The 24,525-nt window shown below is 68.0% G+C and carries 24 protein-coding genes; 12 read left to right on the forward strand and 12 right to left on the reverse strand.

Annotated elements, in window-relative coordinates; genetic code table 11:
• Window positions 1–27: 27 nt before the first annotated feature.
• From L978_RS12905 to L978_RS12925, 5 genes are all read right to left on the reverse strand, one after another.
• Window positions 28–1,314 (reverse strand): ABC transporter permease, encoded by a 1,287-nt coding sequence (locus L978_RS12905; RefSeq protein WP_047523600.1) that lies wholly within the window; start codon window positions 1,312–1,314, stop codon window positions 28–30.
• Complete coding sequence (locus L978_RS12910; RefSeq protein WP_047523602.1) at window positions 1,311–2,630, reverse strand: ABC transporter permease; 1,320 nt, start codon at window positions 2,628–2,630, stop codon at window positions 1,311–1,313. Before L978_RS12910 ends, L978_RS12905 begins: the two co-directional genes overlap by 4 nt.
• Complete coding sequence (locus L978_RS12915; protein WP_047523603.1) at window positions 2,627–4,141, reverse strand: ABC transporter ATP-binding protein; 1,515 nt, start codon at window positions 4,139–4,141, stop codon at window positions 2,627–2,629. Before L978_RS12915 ends, L978_RS12910 begins: the two co-directional genes overlap by 4 nt.
• A gap of 107 nt (window positions 4,142–4,248) precedes the next feature.
• Entirely contained in the window at window positions 4,249–5,361 is a 1,113-nt protein-coding gene (locus tag L978_RS12920) for a BMP family lipoprotein (RefSeq protein ID WP_047523604.1), read from the reverse strand.
• 160 nt (window positions 5,362–5,521) lie between these two features.
• Window positions 5,522–6,637 (reverse strand): mannose-1-phosphate guanylyltransferase, encoded by a 1,116-nt coding sequence (locus L978_RS12925; RefSeq protein ID WP_047523605.1) that lies wholly within the window; start codon window positions 6,635–6,637, stop codon window positions 5,522–5,524.
• A 180-nt stretch (window positions 6,638–6,817) separates the two neighbouring features.
• Between L978_RS12925 and sdhC the strand changes: the two genes are divergently transcribed.
• The 6 genes from sdhC to L978_RS12955 all read left to right on the forward strand — a co-directional run bounded on the left by sdhC (window position 6,818) and on the right by L978_RS12955 (window position 12,483).
• The gene (gene sdhC / locus L978_RS12930; protein ID WP_072591539.1) at window positions 6,818–7,252 is read left to right on the forward strand and encodes a succinate dehydrogenase, cytochrome b556 subunit; all 435 of its coding nucleotides are present in this window, start codon (window positions 6,818–6,820) and stop codon (window positions 7,250–7,252) included.
• A complete protein-coding gene (locus tag L978_RS12935; RefSeq protein WP_047523606.1) occupies window positions 7,252–7,698 on the forward strand; it encodes a succinate dehydrogenase hydrophobic membrane anchor subunit in 447 nt (148 codons plus the stop codon). Before sdhC ends, L978_RS12935 begins: the two co-directional genes overlap by 1 nt.
• Window positions 7,699–7,716: 18 nt before the next feature.
• Window positions 7,717–9,543: a succinate dehydrogenase flavoprotein subunit gene (gene sdhA / locus L978_RS12940; protein WP_047523607.1), complete on the forward strand. Its 1,827-nt coding sequence runs from the start codon at window positions 7,717–7,719 to the stop codon at window positions 9,541–9,543.
• 2 nt (window positions 9,544–9,545) lie between these two features.
• Complete coding sequence (locus L978_RS12945) at window positions 9,546–10,313, forward strand: succinate dehydrogenase iron-sulfur subunit (RefSeq protein ID WP_047523608.1); 768 nt, start codon at window positions 9,546–9,548, stop codon at window positions 10,311–10,313.
• 106 nt (window positions 10,314–10,419) lie between these two features.
• A complete protein-coding gene (locus L978_RS12950; RefSeq protein WP_047523609.1) occupies window positions 10,420–11,634 on the forward strand; it encodes a YihY/virulence factor BrkB family protein in 1,215 nt (404 codons plus the stop codon).
• A 9-nt stretch (window positions 11,635–11,643) separates the two neighbouring features.
• Complete coding sequence (locus L978_RS12955; RefSeq protein ID WP_047523610.1) at window positions 11,644–12,483, forward strand: exodeoxyribonuclease III; 840 nt, start codon at window positions 11,644–11,646, stop codon at window positions 12,481–12,483.
• Here L978_RS12955 and L978_RS12960 read toward each other — a convergent pair.
• The gene (locus L978_RS12960) at window positions 12,477–13,178 is read right to left on the reverse strand and encodes a DUF4166 domain-containing protein (protein WP_081997046.1); all 702 of its coding nucleotides are present in this window, start codon (window positions 13,176–13,178) and stop codon (window positions 12,477–12,479) included. The genes L978_RS12955 and L978_RS12960 overlap by 7 nt on opposite strands.
• Window positions 13,179–13,223: 45 nt before the next feature.
• On the opposite strand from L978_RS12960, the gene trpS reads away from it, so the two are divergent.
• Both trpS and L978_RS12970 read left to right on the forward strand, forming a co-directional pair.
• Window positions 13,224–14,228 (forward strand): tryptophan--tRNA ligase, encoded by a 1,005-nt coding sequence (gene trpS / locus L978_RS12965; RefSeq protein ID WP_081997047.1) that lies wholly within the window; start codon window positions 13,224–13,226, stop codon window positions 14,226–14,228.
• A gap of 20 nt (window positions 14,229–14,248) precedes the next feature.
• Window positions 14,249–14,833 carry a hypothetical protein gene (locus tag L978_RS12970; RefSeq protein WP_047523613.1) on the forward strand — a complete coding sequence of 195 codons (585 nt, stop codon included), beginning with the start codon at window positions 14,249–14,251 and terminating at the stop codon, window positions 14,831–14,833.
• Between the two features lie 27 nt (window positions 14,834–14,860).
• On the opposite strand, the gene pth is transcribed toward L978_RS12970, so the two are convergent.
• Together pth and L978_RS12980 are read right to left on the reverse strand one after the other, a co-directional pair.
• A complete protein-coding gene (pth, locus tag L978_RS12975; protein ID WP_047523614.1) occupies window positions 14,861–15,442 on the reverse strand; it encodes an aminoacyl-tRNA hydrolase in 582 nt (193 codons plus the stop codon).
• A gap of 99 nt (window positions 15,443–15,541) precedes the next feature.
• Window positions 15,542–16,150 (reverse strand): 50S ribosomal protein L25/general stress protein Ctc, encoded by a 609-nt coding sequence (locus L978_RS12980; RefSeq protein ID WP_047523615.1) that lies wholly within the window; start codon window positions 16,148–16,150, stop codon window positions 15,542–15,544.
• A gap of 221 nt (window positions 16,151–16,371) precedes the next feature.
• On the opposite strand from L978_RS12980, the gene L978_RS19230 reads away from it, so the two are divergent.
• Window positions 16,372–16,497: a hypothetical protein gene (locus L978_RS19230; protein WP_269406029.1), complete on the forward strand. Its 126-nt coding sequence runs from the start codon at window positions 16,372–16,374 to the stop codon at window positions 16,495–16,497.
• Here L978_RS19230 and L978_RS12985 read toward each other — a convergent pair.
• Both L978_RS12985 and L978_RS12990 read right to left on the reverse strand, forming a co-directional pair.
• Window positions 16,482–17,012: a gluconokinase gene (locus tag L978_RS12985; protein ID WP_081997048.1), complete on the reverse strand. Its 531-nt coding sequence runs from the start codon at window positions 17,010–17,012 to the stop codon at window positions 16,482–16,484. The two genes, L978_RS19230 and L978_RS12985, sit on opposite strands and share 16 nt — an antisense overlap.
• Window positions 17,009–18,067, reverse strand: a complete 1,059-nt coding sequence (locus L978_RS12990) for a D-2-hydroxyacid dehydrogenase (RefSeq protein WP_047523619.1) — start codon at window positions 18,065–18,067, stop codon at window positions 17,009–17,011. The genes L978_RS12985 and L978_RS12990 overlap by 4 nt, the downstream gene beginning before the upstream one ends.
• Before the next feature lie 166 nt (window positions 18,068–18,233).
• Here L978_RS12990 and gndA point away from each other — a divergent pair, with 166 nt between their 5' ends.
• Window positions 18,234–19,688, forward strand: a complete 1,455-nt coding sequence (gene gndA, locus L978_RS12995; RefSeq protein WP_047523620.1) for an NADP-dependent phosphogluconate dehydrogenase — start codon at window positions 18,234–18,236, stop codon at window positions 19,686–19,688.
• Between the two features lie 50 nt (window positions 19,689–19,738).
• Here the strand turns inward: gndA and L978_RS13000 are convergent, their stop codons facing one another.
• Window positions 19,739–20,989, reverse strand: a complete 1,251-nt coding sequence (locus L978_RS13000; protein ID WP_081997049.1) for an FAD-binding oxidoreductase — start codon at window positions 20,987–20,989, stop codon at window positions 19,739–19,741.
• A gap of 102 nt (window positions 20,990–21,091) precedes the next feature.
• Here L978_RS13000 and L978_RS13005 point away from each other — a divergent pair, with 102 nt between their 5' ends.
• Both L978_RS13005 and L978_RS13010 read left to right on the forward strand, forming a co-directional pair.
• Window positions 21,092–21,820, forward strand: a complete 729-nt coding sequence (locus tag L978_RS13005; RefSeq protein WP_047523621.1) for a response regulator transcription factor — start codon at window positions 21,092–21,094, stop codon at window positions 21,818–21,820.
• Between the two features lie 26 nt (window positions 21,821–21,846).
• The gene (locus L978_RS13010) at window positions 21,847–23,337 is read left to right on the forward strand and encodes a sensor histidine kinase (protein ID WP_047523622.1); all 1,491 of its coding nucleotides are present in this window, start codon (window positions 21,847–21,849) and stop codon (window positions 23,335–23,337) included.
• Window positions 23,338–23,481: 144 nt separating this feature from the next.
• Here L978_RS13010 and L978_RS13015 read toward each other — a convergent pair whose 3' ends face one another.
• Window positions 23,482–24,315 (reverse strand): DUF559 domain-containing protein, encoded by an 834-nt coding sequence (locus L978_RS13015; protein WP_081997050.1) that lies wholly within the window; start codon window positions 24,313–24,315, stop codon window positions 23,482–23,484.
• Window positions 24,316–24,525 lie beyond the last annotated feature (210 nt).

The raw sequence follows: 24,525 nt of genomic DNA on the forward strand, positions 1-24,525 counted from the left end.
GCGATACTTCTCTCTTTCCCGGCAGGGCTAGGACTTGATGTACGGCTTGCCGTCGGCGGCAGGGGCCTTGATCTGTCCGGCGAACCCGGCGACCGCGAGCAGAGTCACGACGTACGGCAGCATGAGCATGAACTCGCCGGGGATCGGCGTCTTCAGGATCGAGAGCAGGTTCTGCAGGTTCGTGGCGAAACCGAACAGCAGTGCCGCGAGCGTGGCACGGATGGGATCCCAACGTCCGAAGATCACGGCAGCGAGGGCAATGAAGCCGAGACCCGCCGTCATCTCCTTGCCGAACTGCGGCACCGAGACGAGTGTGAAGTACGCGCCACCCATGCCGGCGATCGCGCCGGCCAGCAGCACGTTCCAGAAGCGGGTCGGGTTCACCTTGATGCCGACGGTGTCAGCCGCCTGCGGGTGCTCTCCCACGGCGCGGACGCGCAGGCCCCACCGCGTGCGATACAGCCCCCACGCGACGACGGCGACGGTCACGAACATCAGGTATCCGATGAACGTCTGGTTGAACAGCACGGGTCCGATGATCGGGATGTCGCTCAGCAGTGGGATCTCCACCCGGGGGAACCGCACCGGGGTGTTCAGCGCCTCCTCGTTCGGCGCGAGGAGCGCGCCGTAGAGGAATCCGGTGAGACCCGTGACGAGCACGTTCAGCACCACACCGACGATGACCTGCTCGACGAGGTACTTGATGGCGAACGCGGCGAGCACGCTGGCCACCAGGACGCCACCGACCATCGCGCCGATCAGCCCGACGAACGGGTTGCCGGTGATGCTGGAGAGCAACGCGGCGGAGAACGCCCCGAGGAGCAGCTGTCCTTCGATCGCCACGTTGACGACGCCGGCACGTTCGCCGATCACCCCGCCCAACGCACCGAACACGAGCGGCACCGAGAGGGACACCGCTCCGAACAGCAGACTCGTGACGGGGACCAGTCCCCCGGCGGACGCCCAGACGAGGAACGCGAACACGGCGAGCACGCTGTAGGCGATGACCAGCCAGAGGGACGGCGGACGGTAGATCCAGGCTCGGAGGAACGCCCCGACCGTCAGAACCACCAGGATGCCGAACACGACCCAGAAGGTCGATGCCGTGGGCAAGGCGACATCCGGGAGCCCGAGCGCCGCCGAAGGGTCCGAGAGCCGGAACGTGCTGATGCCGTCGCGCGGCACGGTGAGGAACAGCAGGGCCAGCAGCGCGGTGGCGACGGCGAGGACGATCGGCGCCTTGAGGTGCCGCTCCTTGACGGTCTCGAGCTGGACGGCGCCGCCTGCGGACACGGTCTGAGTGAGCGACATCATGCGGCCACCGCCTTCTTCGCAGCCTTGGCTCTCGCCTTGGCGGCCTTCTCCGCATCGGTCTTCGGCAGGAAGAACACCGAGCGCAGCAGCGGCGGCGCAGCGATGAACAGCACCACGAGCGACTGCACGACGAGGACGATGTCGACCGGGATGTCCTGCGCCTGCATCGAGAACGAGCCCGCCTTGAGCGCGCCGAACAGGATGCCGGCCGCGAACGTGCCCCACGCGCGGCTGCGGCCCAGGAGCGCGACCGTGATCGCGTCGAACCCGATGCCGGCGTCGATGGTCTCGGTGACGCCCGTCGTGACCGCCCCCTGGATCTGGTTCATCCCGGCGAGGCCCGCGAGCCCCCCGGCGAACAGCATCGCGTACACGTAGACGCGCTGCACGCTGATACCCGCGGCGCGCGCGGCATGCGGGTTCTCCCCCACGGCGCGCATGCGCATGCCGAGCGAGGAGCGCTCGATGAGCCACCAGACGAAGAGCGTCGCCACGATCACGATCACGAAGCCGAGGTCGAGCAGCGGGAACTGCGGGCCCAGCAGCGTCGGGAACTGCGCGCTCTCGGGCGTCGCCGAGCCGAGCGCCTGGTTCGTGCCCGGCTTCTGCAGCAGCCCCGGCGTGCGGATCATCCACAGCAGCAGGTAGTACGCGATGTAGTTGAGCATGATCGTCAGGATCACCTCGTGCGCACCGGTGCGCGCCTTGATGAGTCCTGCGATCGCACCCCAGAGCGCACCGCCCGCGATACCGGCGATGAGGGTGACCGGGATGTGCAGCCAGATCGGCAGGTCGAGCGAGAACGTGAACAGCGCCGCGACGGCGACACCGATCAGCATCTGACCGCGGGCACCGATGTTGAACAGCCCGACGCGGAACGCCAGAGCGACGCCGAGACCTGCGGCGATGAGCGGGGCGGCGAAGCCGAGGGTGTTCGTCAGCGGCCGGATCTGCGCCGCGAAGTCGGCACCCCTCGCGTTGAAGATCGCCCCGCGGAACAGCGCCTCGTAGCCGTTGTACACGGCGTTCCAGGCGGCGACGAAGGTGTCACCGGGCTGGGCGAAGAAGTAGACGGAGGCCGCCTGCACGTCTTCGTTCGTGACGGCGATGAGGATGCCGCCGACGATGAGCGCCAGCACGATCGCGAGGATCGTCGTCACGGCGTTGCCGCGGAGGATCTCCTTGAGGATGACGTTGCCGCGCGGAGGCGGCGGCACGTCGGACGGGTCGCGCGGAACCGTGCCGGTGCTCGTCGCGAGCTCCTGCGGCGGGATGCCCTTGGTCACATCTCCTGCGCCGGGTGTCGCTCCGCTCACGCGGCCACCTCCCCTTCGGCCGCTCCGGCCATCATGAGTCCGAGCGTCTCCCGTGGCGTGTCGCCGGGGACGATGCCGACGATCGTGCCGCGGTACATGACCGCGATCCGGTCGGCCAGAGCCGCGACCTCGTCGAGCTCCGTGGAGACGACGATCACCGGAATGCCGGCATCCCGCGTCTCGATGATCCGTTTGTGGATGAATTCGATCGACCCGACGTCGACGCCGCGGGTCGGCTGCGCGGCGACGAGCAGCCGCAGGTCGCGGCTCATCTCACGGGCGATGACGACTTTCTGCTGGTTTCCGCCCGACAACGTGCCTGCCGCCGTCTCCGGCCCCTGGGTGCGGATGTCGTACTCGGTGATGCGCGCACGGGCGAACTCGTCGAGCGCGGCGCGGCGGAGTGTGCCCGCACGACTGAACGCCGGATCGTCCGAGCGGTCCAGGATGAGGTTCTCAGCGACGGAGAAGCCGGCGACCAGGCCGTCCTCCGTGCGGTCCTCCGGCACGAACCCGACCCCCGCGTCGAGGATCGCACGCACGCTCCGGCCGACGAGTTCCTTGCCGTCGAGGGAGATGCTGCCTTCCACGCGGGCGGCGAGGCCGACGATGGCCTCCACCAGTTCCGTCTGGCCGTTGCCCTGGACACCCGCGATCGCGAGGACCTCGCCCGGGCGGACGGAGAAATCGATGCCGTCGACGACGATCGCGCCGGTGGGCGTGAGGATGCGCAGTCCCGAGACCTCGAGACCGCCTTCGCCGAGGCGCGGCGGATCCTTCTGGACCGTGAGCTCGACGGCCCTGCCCACCATGAGGGAGGCGAGTTCGGCGTTCGTCGCGGTGGGCGATGCCTCACCCACGACGCGTCCGAGCCGGACGATGGTGATCTTGTCGGCGACCTCGCGCACCTCGCGCAGCTTGTGCGTGATGAACACGATCGCCGTGCCCTCGTCGCGCAGCTGACGCATGATGTTCATCAGCTCGTCGGTCTCCTGCGGCGTCAGCACGGCGGTCGGCTCGTCGAACACGAGCACCTTCGCGTCGCGCGACAGCGCCTTGATGATCTCGACGCGCTGCTGCACTCCGACGGGGAGGTCACCCACGAGCGCATCCGGGTCGATGTCGAATCCGAAGCGGGCCGCGACCGACCGCACGTGCTCTCGCGCCTTCGCGATGTCGAGCGTGCCGAGGGCTTTGGTCTGCTCGTGGCCGAGCATGACGTTCTCGGCGACCGTGAAGACGGGAACGAGCATGAAGTGCTGGTGGACCATGCCGATCCCCGCCGCCATCGCGTCACCGGGTCCGCGGAAGCGCTGCACCTCGTCATCGAGGAGGATCTCGCCCTCATCCGCCTGATACAGGCCGTAGAGGACGTTCATGAGCGTGGACTTGCCCGCGCCGTTCTCGCCGAGCAGCGCGTGGATCTCGCCGGGTTCGACCACCAGGTCGATGTGGTCGTTCGCCACGAGGCTGCCGAATCGCTTGGTGATGCCGCGAAGTTCGAGCTTCATATCTGCACCTTATCCAGAAGAGTCATCCAGGAGAATCATCGTCCGTCCACGGCACGGGGCGAGTGGCAGCCTGCTCACCACTCGCCCCGTGCTGGACCTGCGACGACTTACGGGGAGTTCTCGGACTCCACCGTGATGTCGCCCGCGATGATCTGCTTCTGCAGCTCGGCGAGCTCGTCGAGGAGCCCGTCGGGCAGCTGGGATTCGAAGTCACCGAAGCCGGAGAGCTTCACGCCCTCGTTCTCGAGCGTTCCCACGTACGGGGCCGGGTCGAAGTCGCCGGCGGCGGCCGCGATGGTCGCGTCCTTCACGGCGACGTCGATCGCCTTCATGATCGAGACCAGCGTGATGTCGGCGACGCTCGGGTCAGCCACAGCCAGGTCGCTGTCGACACCGAGCATCAGCGTGTCCTTGCCGCTGTCGGCGATCGCCGCTGCCGCGCTCTGGTAGACCGGGCCACCGACGGGCAGGATCACGTCGACGCCCTGGTCGAGCACGCCCTGCGCGGTCTGCTTGGCCGTGTCGTTCGCGTCGAAGCCGCCCGTGAACGAGCCCTTCTGCGTCGCGGCGTCCCAACCGAAGACCTGGACCGAAGCGGACTTGTCCTCGTTGTACTTCTCGACACCGAGCTGGTAGCCGTCCATGAACACGGCGACGGACGGGATCTGCATCCCGCCGAAGGTGCCGACCTTGTTCACGCCGCTCTGCGCCGACCAGGCGGCCGAGGCGTAGCCACCGAGGTAGGCGGCCTGAGCCGTGTCGAAGACCAGCGGCTTGATGTTCGGGGCGTCGACGTTGCCGTCGAAGTCGTTGTCGGCCCAGTCGTCGATGATCGCGTAGTCGATCTCGGGGTTCGCGAGGGCGGACTCGACGGTCGCAGCCGACAGCTTGAAGCCGACCGAGACGATGAGCGAGCAGCCCTCGGAGACCGCGGTCTCGAGGTTGGGCGCGTAGTCGTTGTCGTTCGCCGACTCGAACTCGAGCGGCTTGATGTCCAGTTCTTCGGCGGCGGCGTCCATGCCTTCCTTCGCGGACTGGTTGAACGACTTGTCGTTCCATCCGCCGGCGTCGGAGATGAGGCACGGGAGGAAGTCGGAGTCAACCGGCTTCTCGGAACCCGACCCGCTGTCGGTCGGGGCCTGGCCGCAGCCGGCGAGTGCGAAGATGACGCCCGCGGCGACCGTCGCGCCGAGCAGCTTCTTGGTGGTGGAGATGGTCAACTGATGCCTCCCTCAACGAACCCGCGGCCATCGCGGATCGATCAAAGTTACCTACTGTTTCAGCTTTTGCACACGCTCGCCCCGCATGTGCTGGCCAAAGGTTACAAAGCTGAAATCAACCCACCGGATGAGCGTGGGATCGTGCTCATCGGCGCACGCCTCAGAGCACGTCCCCCCGGCCGGTGAGCTTGAGTGACTCGACGACGCCCTTCACCCGCTGGGCATGCTCGACCGTGGTGACGAGCAAGGCGTCGGGGGTGTCGACCACGACGATGTCCTGGACACCCACCAGGCTGATCACCCGCGACGTCTGACTGACCAGGATCCCGCTCGCCCCGTCCGTGAGCACACGTGCGTTCGGCCCCAGGACGGCGAGGTCGTTCTTGCGTCCGTTGTTGATGAGCTTGGTCAGCGAGGCGAAGTCGCCGACGTCGTCCCAGTCGAAGTGCCCCGGGACGACCGCGAGGTGTCCTCGGCGAGCGGCCGGCTCGGCGACGGCGTAATCGATCGCGATCTTCTTCAGGCCCGGCCAGATTCGATCCACCGCGGGTCCGCGCCGATCGCGATCGTCCCAGGCCTCGGCGAGTTCGAGCAGGCCGGCATGCAGTTCCGGCTCGTTCGCCGCGATCTCGTCGAGCAGCACGCTCGCCTTCGCGATGAACATTCCGGCGTTCCAGAGGTATCCCCGATCCGCCAGGTACGCCTTCGCCGTGTCCAGGTCGGGCTTCTCGACGAAGCTCTCCACGAGTGCGGCCTCCCTGGCGCCCTCGACCACGAGCTCCGGGCCCTTCTTGATGTAGCCGAAGCCGATCGCGGGTTCCGTCGGGGTGATGCCGATCGTGCAGATGTAGCCTTCGCGGGCGACCTCGACGGCGTCGCGGACGGCGAACTCGAACACCCGGGTGCTGCGGATCACATGGTCCGCACTGAACGACCCGACGATCACGTCAGGCTCGCGGCGATGCAGGATCGCGGCGGCCAGTCCGATCGCCGCCGCCGACTCCCGCGGCTCCGACTCCAGGAAGACGTTCAGATCGGCGATGCCCGGCAGCTCCGCCTCGACCGCAGCGCGATGGGCGCGTCCGGTGACGACGGCGATCCGGTCCGGCCCGGTGAGCGGCTCCAGGCGATCCCAGGTGTCGCGGAGCAGGGAGTGCCCGGATCCCGTCAGGTCGTGCAGGAACTTCGGCGCATCCGCGCGGGAAAGCGGCCACAGCCGGCTGCCGATGCCGCCGGCGGGAATGACGGCATAGAAATCCTCGATGGTCTCGCTCACCCTGCCAGGGTACCCGCGGCCTCCTGAGCCGTTGCGGACACTTAGGCTCGCCTTCGTCGCTCCCCGTGTTCGGACAGGAATAGGATGGACAGCGATCGGGCGTGCCTGCCACTTCGACGAGCACACACTTGAACGAGAGCAGCGCACGCGACCGACGCACATCGATCAGGGAGGACGACCGTGTCCACGAGCGCGCGCTTGACACCGTCGATTTCGGAAACCACGTCAAAGACCCCCCGCGGCACCCTCTATCGGGGACGCGAAGGCATGTGGTCGTGGGTGCTTCACCGCATCACCGGAGTCGCCATCTTCTTCTTCCTTTTGGTGCACGTGCTCGACACGGCACTCATCAGGGTGTCGCCGGAGGCGTACAACGCCGTCATCGGCACGTACAAGAACCCCATCATGGCGCTCGGTGAGGTCGTGCTCGTCGCGGGCATCGTCTTCCACGCCATGAACGGGCTGCGCATCATCGCCGTCGACTTCTGGTCGAAGGGTGCGAAGTACCAGCGCCAGCTCTTCTGGGGCGTGCTGCTGGTGTGGGGCATCATCATGGCCGGCTTCGTGCCCCGCCACCTGATGCTCGCATTCGCCGGGTTCGGAGGAGGACACTGATGTCTGCACAGACCGTCGCCGCCCCGGTGCGCCGTCGCCGCGGAGTGAACCTCGAGAAGTGGGGCTGGGTCTTCATGCGCGCGTCGGGCATCGTGCTCGTCGTCCTGATCTTCGGCCACCTCTTCGTCAACCTCATGCTCGGCGAGGGCATCCACGCCCTCGATTTCGCGTTCATCGCCGGCAAGTTCGCCACGCCGTTCTGGCAGTGGTGGGACGTCCTGATGCTGTGGCTCGCGCTCATCCACGGCGCGAACGGCATGCGCACGATCGTGAACGACTACGTCACGAACACCACCGCTCGTAAAGCGCTCACCTGGGCGCTCGGCCTCGCCGCCGGTCTGCTCATCATCCTCGGCACGCTCGTGGTCTTCACGTTCGACCCGTGCCTCGGAGTGACCGAGGACAGCGTCCTGTGGTCCGAGTGCGCCGCACTGGTCGGGAACTGAGAAGAAGGCTAAAAAGAAGTGACTACCGAGACGCAGGATTCCGTCGTCCGTGACGGCGTGCACTACCACCAGTTCGACATCGTGATCGTCGGCGCCGGAGGCGCCGGGATGCGTGCGGCCATCGAGGCCGGACCCGGCGCGAAGACCGCGGTGATCTCCAAGCTGTACCCCACGCGTTCGCACACCGGTGCGGCGCAGGGCGGTATGGCCGCGGCGCTCGCCAACGTCGAAGAGGACTCCTGGGAGTGGCACACCTTCGACACCGTCAAGGGCGGCGACTACCTCGTCGACCAGGATGCCGCGGAGATCCTCGCGAAGGAGGCCATCGACGCGGTCATCGACCTCGAGAACATGGGTCTCCCCTTCAACCGCACGCCCGAGGGCAAGATCGACCAGCGACGCTTCGGCGGACACACGGCCGAGCACGGCAAGACCCCGGTCCGCCGCGCCTGCTACGCCGCAGACCGCACGGGCCACATGATCCTGCAGACGCTGTTCCAGAACTGCGTCAAGCTCGGCATCAACTTCTTCAACGAGTTCTACGTGCTCGACCTGCTGACGGTGAAGGACGCCGACGGGAACACCCAGGTCGCGGGAGTCGTCTCCTACGACCTGGCGACCGGCGAGCTGCACGTTTTCCAGGCCAAGGCCGTCATCTTCGCGACCGGTGGGTTCGGCAAGATCTTCAAGACGACCTCCAACGCGCACACCCTCACGGGCGACGGCGTCGGCATCGTCTGGCGCAAGGGCCTCCCCCTCGAGGACCTCGAGTTCTTCCAGTTCCACCCGACCGGTCTCGCCGGCCTCGGCATCCTCCTCACCGAGGGCGCACGAGGAGAGGGTGCGATCCTGCGCAACGCCTCGGGCGAGCGCTTCATGGAGCGCTACGCCCCCACCATCAAGGACCTCGCTCCTCGTGACATCGTCGCGCGCTGCATGGTGCAGGAGGTCCTGGACGGCCGTGGCGCCGGCCCCCACAAGGACTACGTGCTGCTCGACTGCACGCACCTGGGCGCCGAGGTCCTCGAGACCAAGCTGCCCGACATCACCGAGTTCGCCCGCACGTATCTGGGCGTCGACCCGGTCGTCGAGCCCGTGCCCGTCATGCCGACCGCGCACTACGCCATGGGCGGCATCCCGACGAACAACGACGGCGAGGTCCTCGCGGACAACACCACCGTCGTCCCCGGTCTCTACGCGGCCGGCGAATGCGCGTGCGTCTCGGTGCACGGCGCCAACCGCCTCGGCACCAACTCGCTGCTCGACATCAACGTGTTCGGCAAGCGTGCGGGTCGCAACGCGGTCGAGTACGTCAAGACCGCCGAGTTCGTGCCGCTCCCCGAGAACCCCGCGGGATTCGTCTCGGGCATGCTCGAGGATCTGCGCAACAACCAGGGCACCGAGCGCATCGCCGTACTCCGCAAGACGCTCCAGGACGAGATGGACAAGGGCGCGCAGGTCTTCCGCACGCACGAGTCCCTCCAGCACGTGCTCGGTGTCATCGCCGAGCTGCGCGAGCGGTACAAGAACGTGCACGTCGACGACAAGGGCAAGCGTTTCAACACCGACCTCCTCGAGGCCGTGGAGCTCGGCTTCCTGCTCGACATCGCCGAGGTCGTCGTCTACGCCGCGCAGAACCGCGAGGAGAGCCGCGGCGGCCACATGCGCGACGACTTCCCGAAGCGCAACGACGACAAGTACATGAAGCACACCATGGCGTACCTGACCGGCGACCCGCACTCCTCCACGCCGAGCGATCACATCAAGCTCGACTGGAAGCCGGTTGTGTTCACGAAGAACGAGCAGGGCGAGTTCAACTACCCGCCGATGGAGAGGAAGTACTGAGCATGTCGACTGCCATCGCAGAAGCACCTGCCGACACGACCGAAGAGACGGCCATCCAGTCCTTCATCGTCACCTTCAACATCCGCAGGTTCGACCCCGAGGTCGACGCCGAGCCGCACTGGGTCGACTACGACGTGGAGCTGTACTCCACCGACCGCGTGCTCGACGCCCTGCACAAGATCAAGTGGGAGGTCGACGGCTCGCTGACCTTCCGCCGCTCCTGCGCGCACGGCATCTGCGGCTCCGATGCCATGCGCATCAACGGCCGCAACCGCCTCGCCTGCAAGACGCTGATCAAGGACCTCGACATCTCGAAGCCGATCTACGTCGAGGCCATCAAGGGTCTGCCGCTGGAGAAGGACCTCGTCGTCGACATGGAGCCGTTCTTCGCGTCGTACCGCGAGGTCCAGCCGTTCCTGGTCGCCAGCTCGGTGCCGGAGAAGGGCAAGGAGCGCGTCCAGTCCATCGCCGACCGCGAGATCTTCGACGACACCACCAAGTGCATCCTGTGCGCCGCGTGCACCTCGTCGTGCCCCGTGTTCTGGACCGACGGACAGTACTTCGGCCCCGCAGCGATCGTGAACGCCCACCGGTTCATCTTCGACTCGCGCGATGACAACGCCGCTGTGCGCCTCGACATCCTCAACGACAAGGAGGGCGTCTGGCGCTGCCGCACGACCTTCAACTGCTCCGAGGCGTGCCCCCGCGGCATCGAGGTCACCAAGGCGATCGCCGAGGTCAAGCAGGCGATCCTCCGCGGGCAGCCCTGACGCGCTGATTCAGACTCCTTCGAGAACAGGCGGTTCCCTTCCGGGGACCGCCTGTTCTCGCGTCAGCGCCGCTCTCGCGCCCCACACGCTTGGATAGGGTGGGGATGTGTCTGAACCCGTTCACGCCGCGTCCGAGCCCGGTCGCCTCGATGCGGCCGTCGAACGCGCCACTGCGCTGACCCAGCGCACGCTCGCGCTCTTCCCCGTGCGGGTCTGGCGCCACTTCCTGCAGCACAACGGCTTCCTCCTCGCGGCGGGCGTGAGCTACCAGGCGCTGTTCGCCATCTTCGCGGCGATCTATCTCGCCTTCGCGATCGCCGGTCTCTGGCTCGGCGGCAGCGAGGACGCGGTCAACGGCCTGATCGCCATGATCAACAGCTACATCCCGAACCTGATCCTTCCCGAGGGACAGGGCGGTGTCGTCACCCCGGAGCAGGTGCAGGAGATCGCGGCGAGCACCACCGGAGTGCTGAGCGTCACCGGTCTGATCGCCCTCGGCACCGTGATCTGGACGGCGATCGGCTGGGTGACCTTCTCCCGCCGCGCGACCAGGGACATCTTCGGGCTGCCACCGGACCGCCGCAGCTACGTGATCCTGAAGGCGCGCGACCTGCTGGCTGCGCTGATCTTCGGCATCTCCCTGATCGTCGGCTCGCTCCTCAGCTCGGCCAGCGCCGCGGTGCTGAGCTGGCTGCTCAGCCTCCTCGGCTGGGACTCCGGATCGGACGGCCTCAACCTCGGCATCCGCATCGGCACGGTCATCGTGTCCTTCGCGCTCATGTCATCCGCGCTGGCGGCGATGGTGCGTTTCCTGACCGGAACGTCGCTGCGCTGGCGCACGATCTGGCCGGGCGCGCTCCTCGGCGGTGGCGCGATGACCATCCTCCAGTACGGGGCGGGATTCCTGCTGAGCTACACGCCCTCCAATCCGCTGCTGGCCACGTTCGCCATCTTCATCGGTCTGCTGCTGTGGTTCCGCGTGAACGGGGTCGTCATGCTGGTGGCCTCCTCCTGGATCGCGGTCTCCGCGCAGGACCACGATCTCCCCCTCCTGCAGGAGACCGAGGCCGAACGTCGGATCGCGGAGTATCAGACCCTGCTGACGGCGGCGCGCATCCGGGTGCGGGAAGCGCACGCGGCCCGCACCCAGGCGCCCTGGTACCGCGCCTGGGTGGCGAATCGGGCCGTGCGCGACGCCGAGGAGGAACTCGCCGACCTCGAAGCGTCCCCTCCCCCACCCGCGGCAGCGACGACGCCGCTCGCGCAGCGTCTGCTGGCGGAGCTGAACCGGTCGGGAAGGGATGTCGGCGGCTCTCGTTAGGCTGGGAGCATGCCTCATCTGCGTATCGCCACGGTCAATGTCAACGGGATCCGAGCGGCGGCTCGCAACGGGATGAGCGGGTGGCTGGACGACGCCGGTGTCGACATCCTCACGCTCCAGGAGGTCCGCGGACAAGACGAGCACATCGAAGCCGCTCTCCCCGGCTGGTCGTTCGTGCACGACGAGGCGACGGCTAAGGGCCGTGCCGGGGTGGCGATCGCGAGCCGCGTTCCGGCTGTGGCTTCGCGCACCACGTTCGGCCCGGAGGATTTCGATTCCAAGGGCCGCTGGATCGAAGCCGACTTCCTGATCGGCGACCGTCCGCTCACGGTGGTCAGCGCGTACGTCCATTCGGGCGAGGCCGACACCCCCAAACAGGAGGAGAAGTGGAAGTTCCTCGATGCCTTCGGCACCCGGCTGGGTGAGCTCGGCACCGACGGAGCACTCGCGCTCGTGACGGGAGACCTCAACGTCGGACACCGTGAGCTCGACATCAAGAACTGGCGCGGCAACCGCAAGAAGGCCGGATTCCTCCCCCGGGAGCGCGCCTACTTCGACCGATTCCTCGGTGAGGCGGGAACCGAGGTCACCGGCGTCGACGGCACCGTGGGCACGGGTCTCGGCTGGGTCGACGTCGGACGGAAGTTCCACGGCGAGGTCGACGGCCCGTACACCTGGTGGTCCATGCGCGGACAGGCGTTCGACAACGACTCCGGGTGGCGCATCGACTACCACCTGGCGACGCCGGCGCTCGCGGAACGGGTCGAGACCTACCACGTCGCGCGCGCCGCAGCCTACGACCAGCGGTGGAGCGACCACGCGCCCGTCGTGGTCGACTACCGCTACTGATCCGAGCCTGACGCGGTACCGCCTGCGTAGCGGTACCACCCGTGATACTCCAGGACCGTACCGAGAACGGGGCTCGTCGCGCGCATGTCGATCGTGCGTCGACGGTGAGCCTCGTCCCACCCGTCGACGAGTTCGACATCGATCCGCAGGATTCCACGAAGTGCGATCCGGTGTCCTCCCACCCGCAGTGCGACGGCGCGCGTGTTCATGCGCAGTGCTCCGTCGCCCGTGACCGAGCACTGCTCGAGCATCTGCACGCGGCCGCGGGCCCCCAAGGCGTTCTGCACGATGCCGGGACGCCCGGTCGCGAAGAGCCGATCCACGACGTGCTGTGTCGCGCCGGGGAAACGGAACTCGCGGACGGTGTCGAGCGTTGCGCGTCCGCCGTGCGACCGACCTGACACCGTCTCGATGCGGAACGGCACGTCGCGGGCGAACCGTGTCACGAGCAGCCCCGGCCCGACCACAGGCGAGGCGAGACCGGCAAGGCGTCCGAACTTGCTGCCCGCGACCTCGAACAGGCCCTCCGCGCTGTCGTGAGTCGCTTCGACCCTCATCTGCGCGAGGAGCTCGGGATGGAGCCGCTGCGCGTCCTCCCCCAACGCCTCGAGAAACGCCGCGCCTCGCGCGTTCGCCCCTGCGAAGGGCACGGCACCTCTTCCTGTCGACCGCGCGGGAGGAGAAGGAGAGGCCATGCGGCCATCGTAGGCGCAGGGCACGCACCCCATAGGATTGATACTGTGACGAAACCTCGCCTTTACTCCGGAATGCAGCCCTCCGCCGACTCCCTCCAGATCGGCAACTACATCGGCGCGCTGCTCCAGTGGCGAGATCTGCAGAACTCCTACGACGCCTACTTCTCGGTGGTCGATCTGCACGCCCTCACAGTCGCCCAGGACCCGGCCGAGCTCCGTGAGAAGACGCGCCGCACCGCTGCGCAGTACATCGCAGCGGGCATCGAACCCTCGCTGTCCACCCTCTACGTGCAGTCGCACGTGCGCGCCCACGCCGAGCTCGCCTGGATCCTCAGCACGATCACCGGTTTCGGCGAGGCCGGCCGGATGACTCAGTTCAAGGACAAGTCGACCCGCTACGGCGCCGATGCGACGAGCGTCGGGCTCTTCACCTACCCGGTGCTGATGGCAGCCGACATCCTGCTCTACCAGACCGACGTCGTTCCGGTCGGCGACGACCAGAAGCAGCACGTGGAGCTCACTCGCGATCTGGCCGAGCGCTTCAACTCCCGCTTCGGCGCGACGTTCACGGTGCCGATGCCGGTCATCCAGAAGGAGACCGCCCGCATCTACGATCTGCAGAATCCGACGGCGAAGATGTCGAAGTCGGCGGAGAGCGATGCCGGTGTGCTGTGGATGCTCGACGACCCCGCGAAATCGGCGAAGAAGATCATGCGTGCGGTCACCGACAACGAGGGCTCCGTGCGCTTCGACCGGGAGAACAAGCCGGGCGTCTCGAACCTGCTCACGATCTATGCCGCACTCAGCGGGCGTCAGGTCGCATCGATCGAAGACGAGTACGCCGGTCGCGGCTACGGAGACTTCAAGAAGGGCCTCGCCGACGTCGTCGTCGAGGAGTTCGAGCCGGTGCGCGCGCGGGCCCTCGAGCTGCTCGACGATCCGGCGGAACTCGACCGCATCCTGGCGGAGAACGCCAGCCGCGCCGATGCCGTAGCCGACGCCACCCTGTCGGACGTCTACGACCGCGTGGGGCTGCTCCGTCGGGTCTGAGCCGCGCCTAGGATGGGGTCGTGACTGATCCACAGCTGCCACCTCCGGTACCGCCCGCGTACCCGGCACCCGCCGCGTCCCCGGCACCGTCCGCATATCCGGCGCCTTCCGGGTATCCGGCGCCTTCGGGGTATCCGGCAGCGCCTCCCGGGGCCTACCAGGTGCCCGTCGGAGGCTATGCCGCACCCGCGGGGACGTATGCCGTCCCCGAGACGGCGCCGCGCCCGTCCGCCGTCCTCGGCGTCGTCGCCCTGGTCCTCTCGCTCGTCGCCGCGGTCGTGCCCGCGATCCTGGTGGGGATCAGCGCCTTCGAGATCGGACGCGTCCTTCCGCAAGGCGTCACGACCACGACTTCCGACGATCTCAGCCTGCTGTCCCCCGCACGGGATCAGGTGCTGTGGGCCGAGCTGTCCTTCTGGCTCGGAACGATCCTGGGCATCGCCGCGATCGTGCTCGGCATCATCGCGATCGCCAAGAAGAAGGGCAGGGGCGCCGGAATCGCGGCCCTCGTGGTCGCCGTGGTGGGCGTGGTCCTGTTCTTCATCGTGCTGGTCACGGCCCTCGCGGCCGGGAGCGCTGCAGGCTTCACCACGTATACGTCCTGACCCGGACCTCCGCGCGGTCTGAACGTGTCAGCGCGGCGCGTGGTGCTTCTGCTGCGCCGCGAGCAGACCTTCGCCCACGAGCAGTTCGACCGCGTCAGCGGCGTCCGCGATGAGGATCGGCAGGTTCGGCCGCTCGTCCTTCCCGAACGGTGCCAGCACCCAGTCCGCGGGATCCTGACGCCCGACCGGGCGCCCGATGCCCACTCGCACGCGCGGGAAGTCGGCGGTGCCCAGAGCGCGCGCCACATCGCGAACGCCGTTGTGTCCGCCATGCCCGCCCCCGGTCTTGAGCTTCACCGTGTCGAAGGGGATGTCGAGTTCATCGTGCACCACGACGACCTGCTCGGGGGGAACGGAGTAGAACCGCACCAACGCGGCCACCGGCGTGCCCGAGACGTTCATGAAGGTGTTCGGCTTGACGAGCACCAGCTTGTCCGCACCGGGGCGCAGCCAGGTCTCGACGACCCGCGCTCCGCCCTTGTGCTCGCGGAAGGTCTCGCCGCGCCGCGCCGCGAGCTCGTCCACGACCATCTGGCCGATGTTGTGCCGGGTCGTCTCGTATCGCGGCCCGGGATTGCCGAGTCCGACCACGAGCCAGGTGGATGCCATGTCCTCGTCCTCTCGATACCCGGGTGCGGGCCCCGGGTCAGGATACGACAGAGGGGACGCGATCGGATCGCGTCCCCTCTGTGATGAATCAGTCGGAGATCACTCCGCGGCGGCCTCTTCGGTCTCCTCGGCAGCGTCGGTCTCCTCCGCCGTCTCGTCCTCGGACGGAGCCGCGGGAACGGAGACGGCGACCACGAGGACCTCGGGGTCGGAGAGCAGCGTGGAGCCCTTGGGGAGCTTCACGTCGGCGGCGGTGATGTGTGCGCCCTCTTCCAGGCCCTCGACCGAGACCTCGATGTTCTGCGGGATGTGCGTGGCCTCGGCCTCGATCGACAGCGTGGTCGCGTCGAGGTTGACGATGGTGCCGGCAGCCGACTCACCCGTGACGATGATCGGAACGTCGATCGCGACCTTCTCGCCCTTCTTCACGACGAGCAGGTCGATGTGCTCGATGATCTGGTGCACCGGGTCGCGCTGGACGTCCTTGACCAGGGTGAGCTGGCTCTTGCCCTCGATGTCGAGCTCCAGCAGCGCGTTGGCGCGACGGATGATGAGCGAGACCTGGTGGCCGGGAAGGGCGACGTGCACGGGCTCGGTGCCGTGACCGTAGATGACGGCGGGGATCTTGCCGGCGGCGCGGAGGCGGCGGGCGAAGCCCTTGCCGAAGCTCTCGCGGAGCTCGGCCTGGACCTTGGTGTCTTCAGACATGGGGTTCTCCTTCGGGACACGCAGCGAAGGCGCCGCGCGGTGGTCTTGGATATTCGAACTCGCTGACGCAGGAGGAAAGCCACCGGGCTTGCTTCGCCGCGTCGATAACGGATGATCGCGCACGCGCAGAAGCATCCCTCGCCGAGGTACAGCCTCAATGGTACCGGATGACCCGATAGGCTGAGGACACCGGTCCTTTTCTGCAGAACACGGAGAACCCCATGCTCGACGGCGCCTTCCTTTCGCACGCACTCCTCTGGCTGATCGGCGCCATGACCGTGTGCGCCGTCGTGGGCAGCCTGGGTGCCCTCTTCTCCATGGGACGCTCGAGCTACCGCAAGGACTGAGCGCGGGGCGCAGGCCCTTCTCCCCTCTGCACGGCTGCCGCGATGGCGGCCGAGGCCGTTCGCACATCCGCCGACTCATCGACGCGGATTCCCCCCTCATCGGCTTCGAGGGATTCGAGCGCCGCGAGCTGGGAGTCCAGGAGCGCCGCGGGCATGAAGTGGTCGGTACGCAGCCGCATGCGCTCCTCGAGCACCGCGCGTGCGATCGTGAGCTCCGCGAAGAAAGCGTCGGGCTCCTCGTCTCTGATGAGGTCTCGATAGGTGCGCCGGAGGGCCGAGCACGCGACGACGATCCGCTCCTCGCCACGCAGTGCCTCGCCGACGAGGCGAAGCCACGGCAGACGGTCATTGTCATCCAGCGCGATTCCCGCCGCCATCTTGCGGACGTTCGCCTCCGGATGCAGATCGTCGCCATCGACGAACCGTGCGCCGAGCGTCTGAGCGAGGAACGCGCCCACCGTCGACTTCCCCGAGCCACTGGGGCCCATCACGACGATGCGCATGCTCCCGCTCAATAGAACTCCTCCGTGTCGACCACCGACATCAGCGGTCGGCCGTCGAGCAGGCGCCCGGCGTTCTCCGCGAAGCGTCGCGCGATCCGCTCTTCTTCTTTCGCGCTGAGGGCCGCGGTGTGCGGGCTCACGAGCACGTTCGGGTGCGTCCACAGCGCAGATGTCTGGTCCAGCGGCTCCTGCTCGAAGACATCGAGGGCGGCGAAGGCGATGCGACCGTCGTCGAGGGCTCCGAGCAGTGCGTCCTCGTCGATGACGGAGCCGCGCCCGACGTTGGCGATGATGGCCCCCGGCTTCACGGCGGCGAGCACCTCGGCACCGATCAGATGGTGGGTCTGAGCGGTTCCCGGGAGCGTGACGACGATCGCGTCCACCTGGGCCACCGCTTCGGTCAGTTCCTCCATCCGCACCAGGCGATCCACGCCCGCCACCGGCTCACCGGACCGTGTCGTCCCCCAGACCCGCGCACCGAGCCCGTGGAAGCGCCGCGCGCACTCCGCACCGATGCCGCCGAGCCCGACCACCAGCACGATCATCTCGTCGAGCTGACGCATCTCCCAGCGGTCCGGCCAGGTGCGCGTCCCCTGATCGGCGAGAAGGCGGGGGAGGTTCTTCGCTCCGGCCATCACGCCGAACACCGCGAACTCCGCGAGCGGGCCACCGTGCACGCCGGCGCTCGTGGTGAAGACGACGCGATCGAGCGCATCCCGGTCGAGACCGGCGGCCTTCACGGTGGCACCGCCGCCCGCGGCAGTCGTCATGACCCAGCGCAGGCGGGTGTTCGCCGTCACGGTCCTCGCCAGTGCCTCGGCGTCGACGTCGGGGATTCCGAAGAGCGCATCGGCGGAATCGACCAGCTCGTCGAACGCCTGCTGCTGGCTCGGCGTGCGCGTGTACTCCGGATCTCCGGACCAGTCGGCGGAACCGCGCATCGGCGGCAGGAGTGCGTGATCGCTGATCACTTCGACGCGGGGCTCGATCTCCTCGATCAGTCGGCACAGGTCCTCCGGCAGCGGCACCGCCACGACCGCGCGCAGCTCTTTCTCGATCCCCGTCACGCTGGTCCTTTCCTCGGCGGCGTCGGCGGCCAGTTGACAGCCTCCCGCGCACGCACCACGATCTCGCCTCCAGCGTAGACGCCTTGCACCGTGACACAGGTGAGCGCAGAGCGCCCGTACAGCGATACGCTGAATCCACCCCTTCTTCACGATCGAGGAGCCTTCTGTGCCCGAAGCATCAGCGAACATCGGAGTCGTCGGACTCGCCGTCATGGGATCGAACCTCGCCCGCAACCTCGCCAGTCGCGAGGGCAACACCGTGGCGATCTTCAACCGCAGCTACGAGAAGACCCAGACCCTCCTCGACGAGCACCCTGAGGCCGGCTTCGTCCCGGCCCGCACCTACCAGGAGTTCGCCGATTCACTGCAGAAGCCGCGCACCGCGATCATCATGGTCAAGGCCGGTGGCCCCACCGATGCCGTGATCGACGCGCTGGTCGAGGTCTTCGAGCCCGGCGACATCATCGTCGACGGCGGCAACGCCTACTTCCCCGACACGATCCGCCGGGAGAAGGCGGTCCGCGAGACCGGCATCAACTTCGTCGGCGCCGGCATCTCCGGTGGCGAGGAAGGGGCACTCACCGGCCCCTCGATCATGCCCGGCGGCTCGGACGAGTCCTGGGTCACGCTCGGACCGATCCTGAAGTCGATCGCCGCGATCGCCGAGGGTGAGCCCTGCGTCACGCACATCGGACACGACGGTGCCGGCCACTTCGTCAAGATGGTGCACAACGGCATCGAGTACGCCGATATGCAGCTCATCGCCGAGGCCTACGACCTCATCCGTCGCGGCACCGGCAAGTCGCCCGCCGAGATCGCCGAGATCTTCGCCGAATGGAACAAGGGCGAGCTGGAGTCGTACCTGATCGAGATCACCGCCGAGGTGCTCCGTCAGGTCGACGCTTCCACCGGCAAGCCGCTCGTCGACGTGATCCTCGACCAGGCCGGGGCCAAGGGCACCGGAGCCTGGACCGTGCAGACCGCACTGTCCCTGGGCGTTCCCGTGTCGGGCATCGCCGAAGCGACGTTCGCCCGCTCCCTCTCCTCACACCCCGAGCAGCGCGCCGTCGCCGGTGGACTCCCCGGCCCCGACGAGGAGTTCACGGTCTCGGATGAGGACACCGAGCAGTTCATCGAAGACGTGCGCCTGGCGCTCTACGCGTCGAAGATCGTCGCCTACTCGCAGGGCTTCGACGAGATCCGCGCAGGTGCGGCCGAGTACGGCTGGAACATCGACCTCGGCGCGATCTCGAAGATCTGGCGTGGCGGCTGCATCATCCGCGCCCAGTTCCTCAACCGCATCGCCGATGCCTACGCCGCGACTCCCGATCTGCCGGTGCTGATGTCCGCACCGTACTTCGCCGAGGCGCTCGCGCGCGGCCAGGCGTCGTGGCGCCGTGTCGTCGTGACCGCGGCCCAGGCGGGCATCCCCGCACCGGCGTTCTCGTCGTCGCTGTCGTACTACGACGGCATCCGCGCCGACCGCCTCCCCGCGGCCCTCGTGCAGGGCCAGCGCGACTTCTTCGGCGCGCACACCTACAAGCGCATCGACAAGCCGGGCACCTTCCACACCCTGTGGTCGGGCGACCGCACCGAGATCGAAGCCGAAGACACGCACTGAGGCTCGCCGTCGAAGGGCCGGGTACCGCAAGGTATCCGGCCCTTCGTGCGTCACACCGTGATGTTGTGGTTGCGGTGGAACAGGTTCTGCGGGTCCCACGCGGCCTTCGTGGCCCGCAACCGCGAGAGGGCGTGTTCCGAGAACATGCCGGAGACGGCCTGCGGCCTCTCGGTGTCGGCGAAGTTGCCGTACTCGGCCAGACGCCCCCGCTCGATCACGCTCCAGTCCGCGTCGATCGCGGCACGGGTCTCGTCATCGATCAGGCCGGGGATGTCGAACGCGCCGGCGAGGACGAACCAGTTCGCCGCGCGGGCGGGGAACGCCGTGTCTTCCTGCGCGACGTCGCGGATGGCCCCGCCCAGGGACCGCAGGAACAGGACCGATGCCGGATATGAACGACGGAAGGCCACCAGTTGCGCGATGAGCGCGTCGTCGAGTTCGGCGTAGAGGCCGTTGCCCCCGATGAATCCGGGAGGCGAGGCAGGCTCTTCCCCCTCGGGGGCCGGCATCTCCAGCAGCACCTCCCGATATGCCGGCGTCGTGACTTCGGTCTGCACTCCGTCGAGGGCGGAGATCGGCTCCATCACGGCGCGCAGCCGGTCGGGCTCCGGCGCCGCCCACACCGCGCTCAGACGAGCACCCGCCGGCGCGCTCGGGTCCATCGGCGGGACGTCCATGTAGGTGACCGTGAGCTCCCGAGGCGCGTCACGGAGCAGGTCTCGGGTGGCCTTCAGCACGGCGGCCGCCTCGCCATCGATGCGACTCTCCGAGAAGGCGATTCCGGGCAGCGGATGGGCGGCGAAGTCGAACCGGGTGACGACGCCGAAGTTCCCTCCGCCGCCTCGCAGAGCCCAGAACAGCTCCGGGTGCGCGTCGGCGGAGGTCTCGACGACATCCCCCGTCGCCGTGACGACCTGGGCTCCGATGAGCTGATCGACTGCGAGGCCCCACGCGCGCGCCATCCATCCGATGCCGCCGCCGAGCGTGAGACCGCCGACTCCGACCGAGGCGGTGTCACCGGAGCTGAGGGCGAGGCCGTGTGCGGCGAGCGCCGTCGCGACATCGCCCCAGACCGCGCCGCCGCCGATGCGAACGGTGGTGCCGTCGACCTCGATGTCCGACAGCTCGCCGAGCTCGAGACGGACACCCGCGGCAGGGCCGTGCGACCACGGGCCGTGCCCGCCCGAGACGACGGTCAAAGGTACGGCCTCGCGGGACGCCAGGCGCACGACCTCGGCGACCTCGGTGACGGTACGGGGGCGGTGGACGGAAGGGACAGGAGCAACAGAGTCGTCGGCCATGCCGACACTGTAGTCAGCGCCGCCGACATCGCATCTCCCGCTCTCAGGCAACACATAGCGCTCTCCATAGAAATCACATAGCAGATTCCGCAGAATAGAGATATGACCAGCGACCTGCCCGAACTGCGCCGCCCCGACGGCTCCCCCCTGCGGATCCTCGCCGTCGACGACGAGCAGATGCTCACCGACCTGCTCGCGATGGCCCTCCGGATGGAAGGTTGGGAGGTGCGCACGGCGTCGTCCGGCATGGAGGCTCTTCAGGTAGCCCGGGAGTTCGAGCCCGACGCGCTCGTGCTCGACATCATGATGCCGGATCTCGACGGCATGTCCGTGCTGAGACGACTCCGCGAGTCCGGGAACCTCGTCCCCGTCCTGTTCCTCACCGCGAAGGATGCCGTGGGCGACCGGGTCGCGGGGCTCACGGCGGGCGGCGACGACTACGTCACCAAACCGTTCAGTCTCGAAGAGGTCATCGCGCGTCTCCGGGCGATCATCCGCCGCACCGGTCACGCCACCGCCGATGACGGGCAGTCGATCCTGCGCGTCGCAGACCTCACCCTCAACGAGGACAGCCATGAGGTCGTCCGCGACGGCACCGAGATCGAGCTCACCGCGACCGAGTTCGAGCTGCTGCGGTACCTGATGCGCAACGAGCGCCGCGTGCTGTCGAAGGCCCAGATCCTCGACCGGGTCTGGAGCTACGACTTCGGGGGCAAGTCCTCCGTGGTGGAGCTGTACATCTCGTACCTGCGCAAGAAGATCGACGCCGGACGCACGCCCCTGCTGCACACCGTCCGCGGCGTGGGGTACATGATCAAGGCTCCGCAGTGAGCTCTGCGGCGGTGCGGAGGAGGCCGATGAGCCTGCAGACGCGGCTGATGACGGCCGTGATCGGGTTCGTGTCACTGATCCTCATCATCGTCGCCATCATCACGAGCGCGACCCTGGGGAAGACCATGGAGGATCAGCTCGATCAGAAGCTGAGCACCTCCGCGCACCAGGTCGCGCGATGGGCGCAGAATTTCTCCCCGAGCGACGCGACCGCGTCCAACATCCTGTCGGGGCAGAACGTGCAGTATTCGGGGCTCCTGCTGGCCGTGGTCAGCCCCCTCACCGGCGCCTCCGGAGTCGTCGTGACGAACACTCCCGGCGACGAGCTCACGGGCACACTGCAGCCGCTCGATGCGACGCAGATAGCCGAGATCGCCGCGGCGCTGAACGGCACCTCCGTGGCCACGGTCTCGATCTCCGATCTCGGCTCCTACCGGATCATGGCGCTGAACACCGCGAGCGGCGTCGGCGTCGTCACGGGTCTCCCCCGCGACGAGATCCAGAATCAGCTCGCCCAGCTGCTCACCGTCATCGCCCTCGCGACGATCGGCGGTCTCATCCTGCTCGCGTTGACCACGGCGGTCACCATCCGCGTGGGACTGCGACCACTCCGTGCCGTCGCGATGACGGCGACCCGGGTCGCGAACCAGCAGCTCGATCGCGGTGAGGTGACAATCACGGAACGTGTTCCTTCGTACGAAGCCGATCCGCGCACCGAGACCGGACTCGTCGGGGCATCGCTGAACAAGCTCCTCGATCACGTGAACAGCTCGCTCGCCTCGAGGCAGAAGAACGAAGAGCGGATGCGACGCTTCGTCGCCGACGCCAGTCATGAGCTGCGCACCCCGCTCGCCTCCATCCGCGGCTACTCGGAACTGTCGCTGCGCGCGCTGCATCAGTCCGATCGGAGCGCTGAGCGCCCCGAGGTGATCGAGAGCACCACGACCTCCCTCGAGCGCATCCAGGCGCAGTCGCTGCGGATGACACGACTCGTCGAGGACCTGCTCCTGCTGGCGCGCCTCGATGAGGGACGCGAGCTCGTCTACAGCACGGTGGACCTCACGCAGCTGGCCCTCGAAGGCCTCTCCGATGCGCGTCCCACGGCCGTGGACCACCACTGGCAGATCGAGGTCCCCGAAGAGCCCGTCACCATCGTGGGCGACGCGGGGCGGATGCACCAGGTGGTCGCCAACCTCCTGGCGAATGCGCGCACGCATACCCCCGCAGGGACGACCGTCACGCTCAGCGTCATGCAGGACGGCGAGGACGCGGTGCTGCGGGTCCACGACGACGGCCCCGGCATCGACCCCGCCATCCGCGACGAGCTGTTCGCGCGCTTCGCCCGCGGTGACAGCTCACGAGCCCGTCAGACGGGCGGGACCGGGCTCGGCCTCGCGATCGTCAAGGCCATCGTCGAAGGCCACCACGGCACCATCGACGTCACCAGCGAACCGGGCGACACGACCTTCACGGTCCGCATCCCGGCCACCCCGGCGAGCTCGGCCGCCGAGGCCTGAGACGCGTCGGGCCGCGCGGTTCCAGTCCCGTCCCGTCCTGCCCGTGCGTCTGTCGGGAGATCGGACGGTTGCAGGTCGGGGCGGACCCTTCCTCCCGACATCCGTCCGATCTCCCGACGAACGCGCAGAAGGATGGTCCGCAGGTCAGTCACGCCCCCGGATACGGAGGATGGCCGCGATCACCGCTGCTTCGACGGTCGGCCACGCGTGCACGATCTGCGCGTAGTCGAACCGCAGTGTCTCGTAGCCGAGGACCGAGGCGGCAGCATCCCTCACCAGATCCCGATGCCGGTGCCCGGGGGCCTCATGATTGCCCTTCCCATCCGCCTCGAGGATCAGAAGGCCGTCGAGGACGAAGTCGACCTTGCCGACGGTGGGGATGCGCACCTGGCACTCCAGCGTGATGCCGCTCAGATGCAGTCGGAGCCTCAGGAGCGACTCGAGGCCGCTGTCGGCGTCGGACCGCGCCAGATCGACGAGCCAGTGGGCGCGAGCGGGCAGGCGGCAGCGGATGCGTTGACGCGCGGCGGAAGAGATCTTGCGCTGCGTCAACGCGGACTCGAGCGCGGCGAAGAACACCTCGTCGCCAGCGCAGCGGTACACGTGGATGAGCACCTCCTCCAACGGTGCGAGTCCGACTCCCGCCCGCCCTGCGTCGTAGTGCCCGACGCACTCGCAGTCCGCGTGATGAACACGCCCGTTCCCTCCGAGCCACACGTGCGGGGGACCGTCCGCGGACAGCACCCAGATGCCGTGCAACCGCAGGGCGTGCGTGCAGGTCAGCGCCCCGCCGTGAGCCGCGGCCTCCTGCAGACTCAGGTCAGCGGTCGGCACGGCGAACACGCCCGGTCTCACCCGCACGAGCGCACCCGCCCGCACCTCGTCGGCCCGCATCCGACGGGTGATCCCGTAGCGCTGAAGAAGGGTTCCTCGGACGACTCCGCCGTGCTTGGCGGTCACTGCTGCAGCTCTGAGCATTCGACGATCCTGCCTTCGCTGCGGCCGCCTCCGACGCACGGAATGCCCGATTGTGGACAGACGGCGACCACGTTCGCGTTCTGCACGAAGACACGCCTCGCACGCCTGCCGGGAGGTTTCACGGACGTCGGGTCGAAACCGGGAGATCGCCCGGCATCCGTTCAAACTCCCGACGGATGCACCACGCGCGGGGGCGGGGCCGGGGCGGGC

Origin of the sequence: Microbacterium sp. ZOR0019 (genome assembly GCF_000800925.1) — a bacterium.
GTDB classification, from domain to species: domain Bacteria; phylum Actinomycetota; class Actinomycetes; order Actinomycetales; family Microbacteriaceae; genus Microbacterium; species Microbacterium aurugineum.

Bases quoted from the DNA above. Each gene is read 5' to 3' on its own strand.
- L978_RS13015 (WP_081997050.1), bottom strand. From the start codon at position 24,315: ATGCTCAGAGCTGCAGCAGTGACCGCCAAGCACGGCGGAGTCGTCCGA.
- L978_RS19230 (WP_269406029.1), top strand. From the start codon at position 16,372: ATGCTCGACGGCGCCTTCCTTTCGCACGCACTCCTCTGGCTGATCGGC.
- L978_RS12980 (WP_047523615.1), bottom strand. From the start codon at position 16,150: ATGTCTGAAGACACCAAGGTCCAGGCCGAGCTCCGCGAGAGCTTCGGC.
- L978_RS12960 (WP_081997046.1), bottom strand. From the start codon at position 13,178: ATGGCCTCTCCTTCTCCTCCCGCGCGGTCGACAGGAAGAGGTGCCGTG.
- L978_RS13010 (WP_047523622.1), top strand. From the start codon at position 21,847: ATGAGCCTGCAGACGCGGCTGATGACGGCCGTGATCGGGTTCGTGTCA.
- L978_RS13005 (WP_047523621.1), top strand. From the start codon at position 21,092: ATGACCAGCGACCTGCCCGAACTGCGCCGCCCCGACGGCTCCCCCCTG.
- L978_RS12945 (WP_047523608.1), top strand. From the start codon at position 9,546: ATGTCGACTGCCATCGCAGAAGCACCTGCCGACACGACCGAAGAGACG.
- L978_RS13000 (WP_081997049.1), bottom strand. From the start codon at position 20,989: ATGGCCGACGACTCTGTTGCTCCTGTCCCTTCCGTCCACCGCCCCCGT.
- pth (WP_047523614.1), bottom strand. From the start codon at position 15,442: ATGGCATCCACCTGGCTCGTGGTCGGACTCGGCAATCCCGGGCCGCGA.
- L978_RS12905 (WP_047523600.1), bottom strand. From the start codon at position 1,314: ATGATGTCGCTCACTCAGACCGTGTCCGCAGGCGGCGCCGTCCAGCTC.
- L978_RS12955 (WP_047523610.1), top strand. From the start codon at position 11,644: ATGCCTCATCTGCGTATCGCCACGGTCAATGTCAACGGGATCCGAGCG.
- L978_RS12935 (WP_047523606.1), top strand. From the start codon at position 7,252: ATGTCTGCACAGACCGTCGCCGCCCCGGTGCGCCGTCGCCGCGGAGTG.
- L978_RS12915 (WP_047523603.1), bottom strand. From the start codon at position 4,141: ATGAAGCTCGAACTTCGCGGCATCACCAAGCGATTCGGCAGCCTCGTG.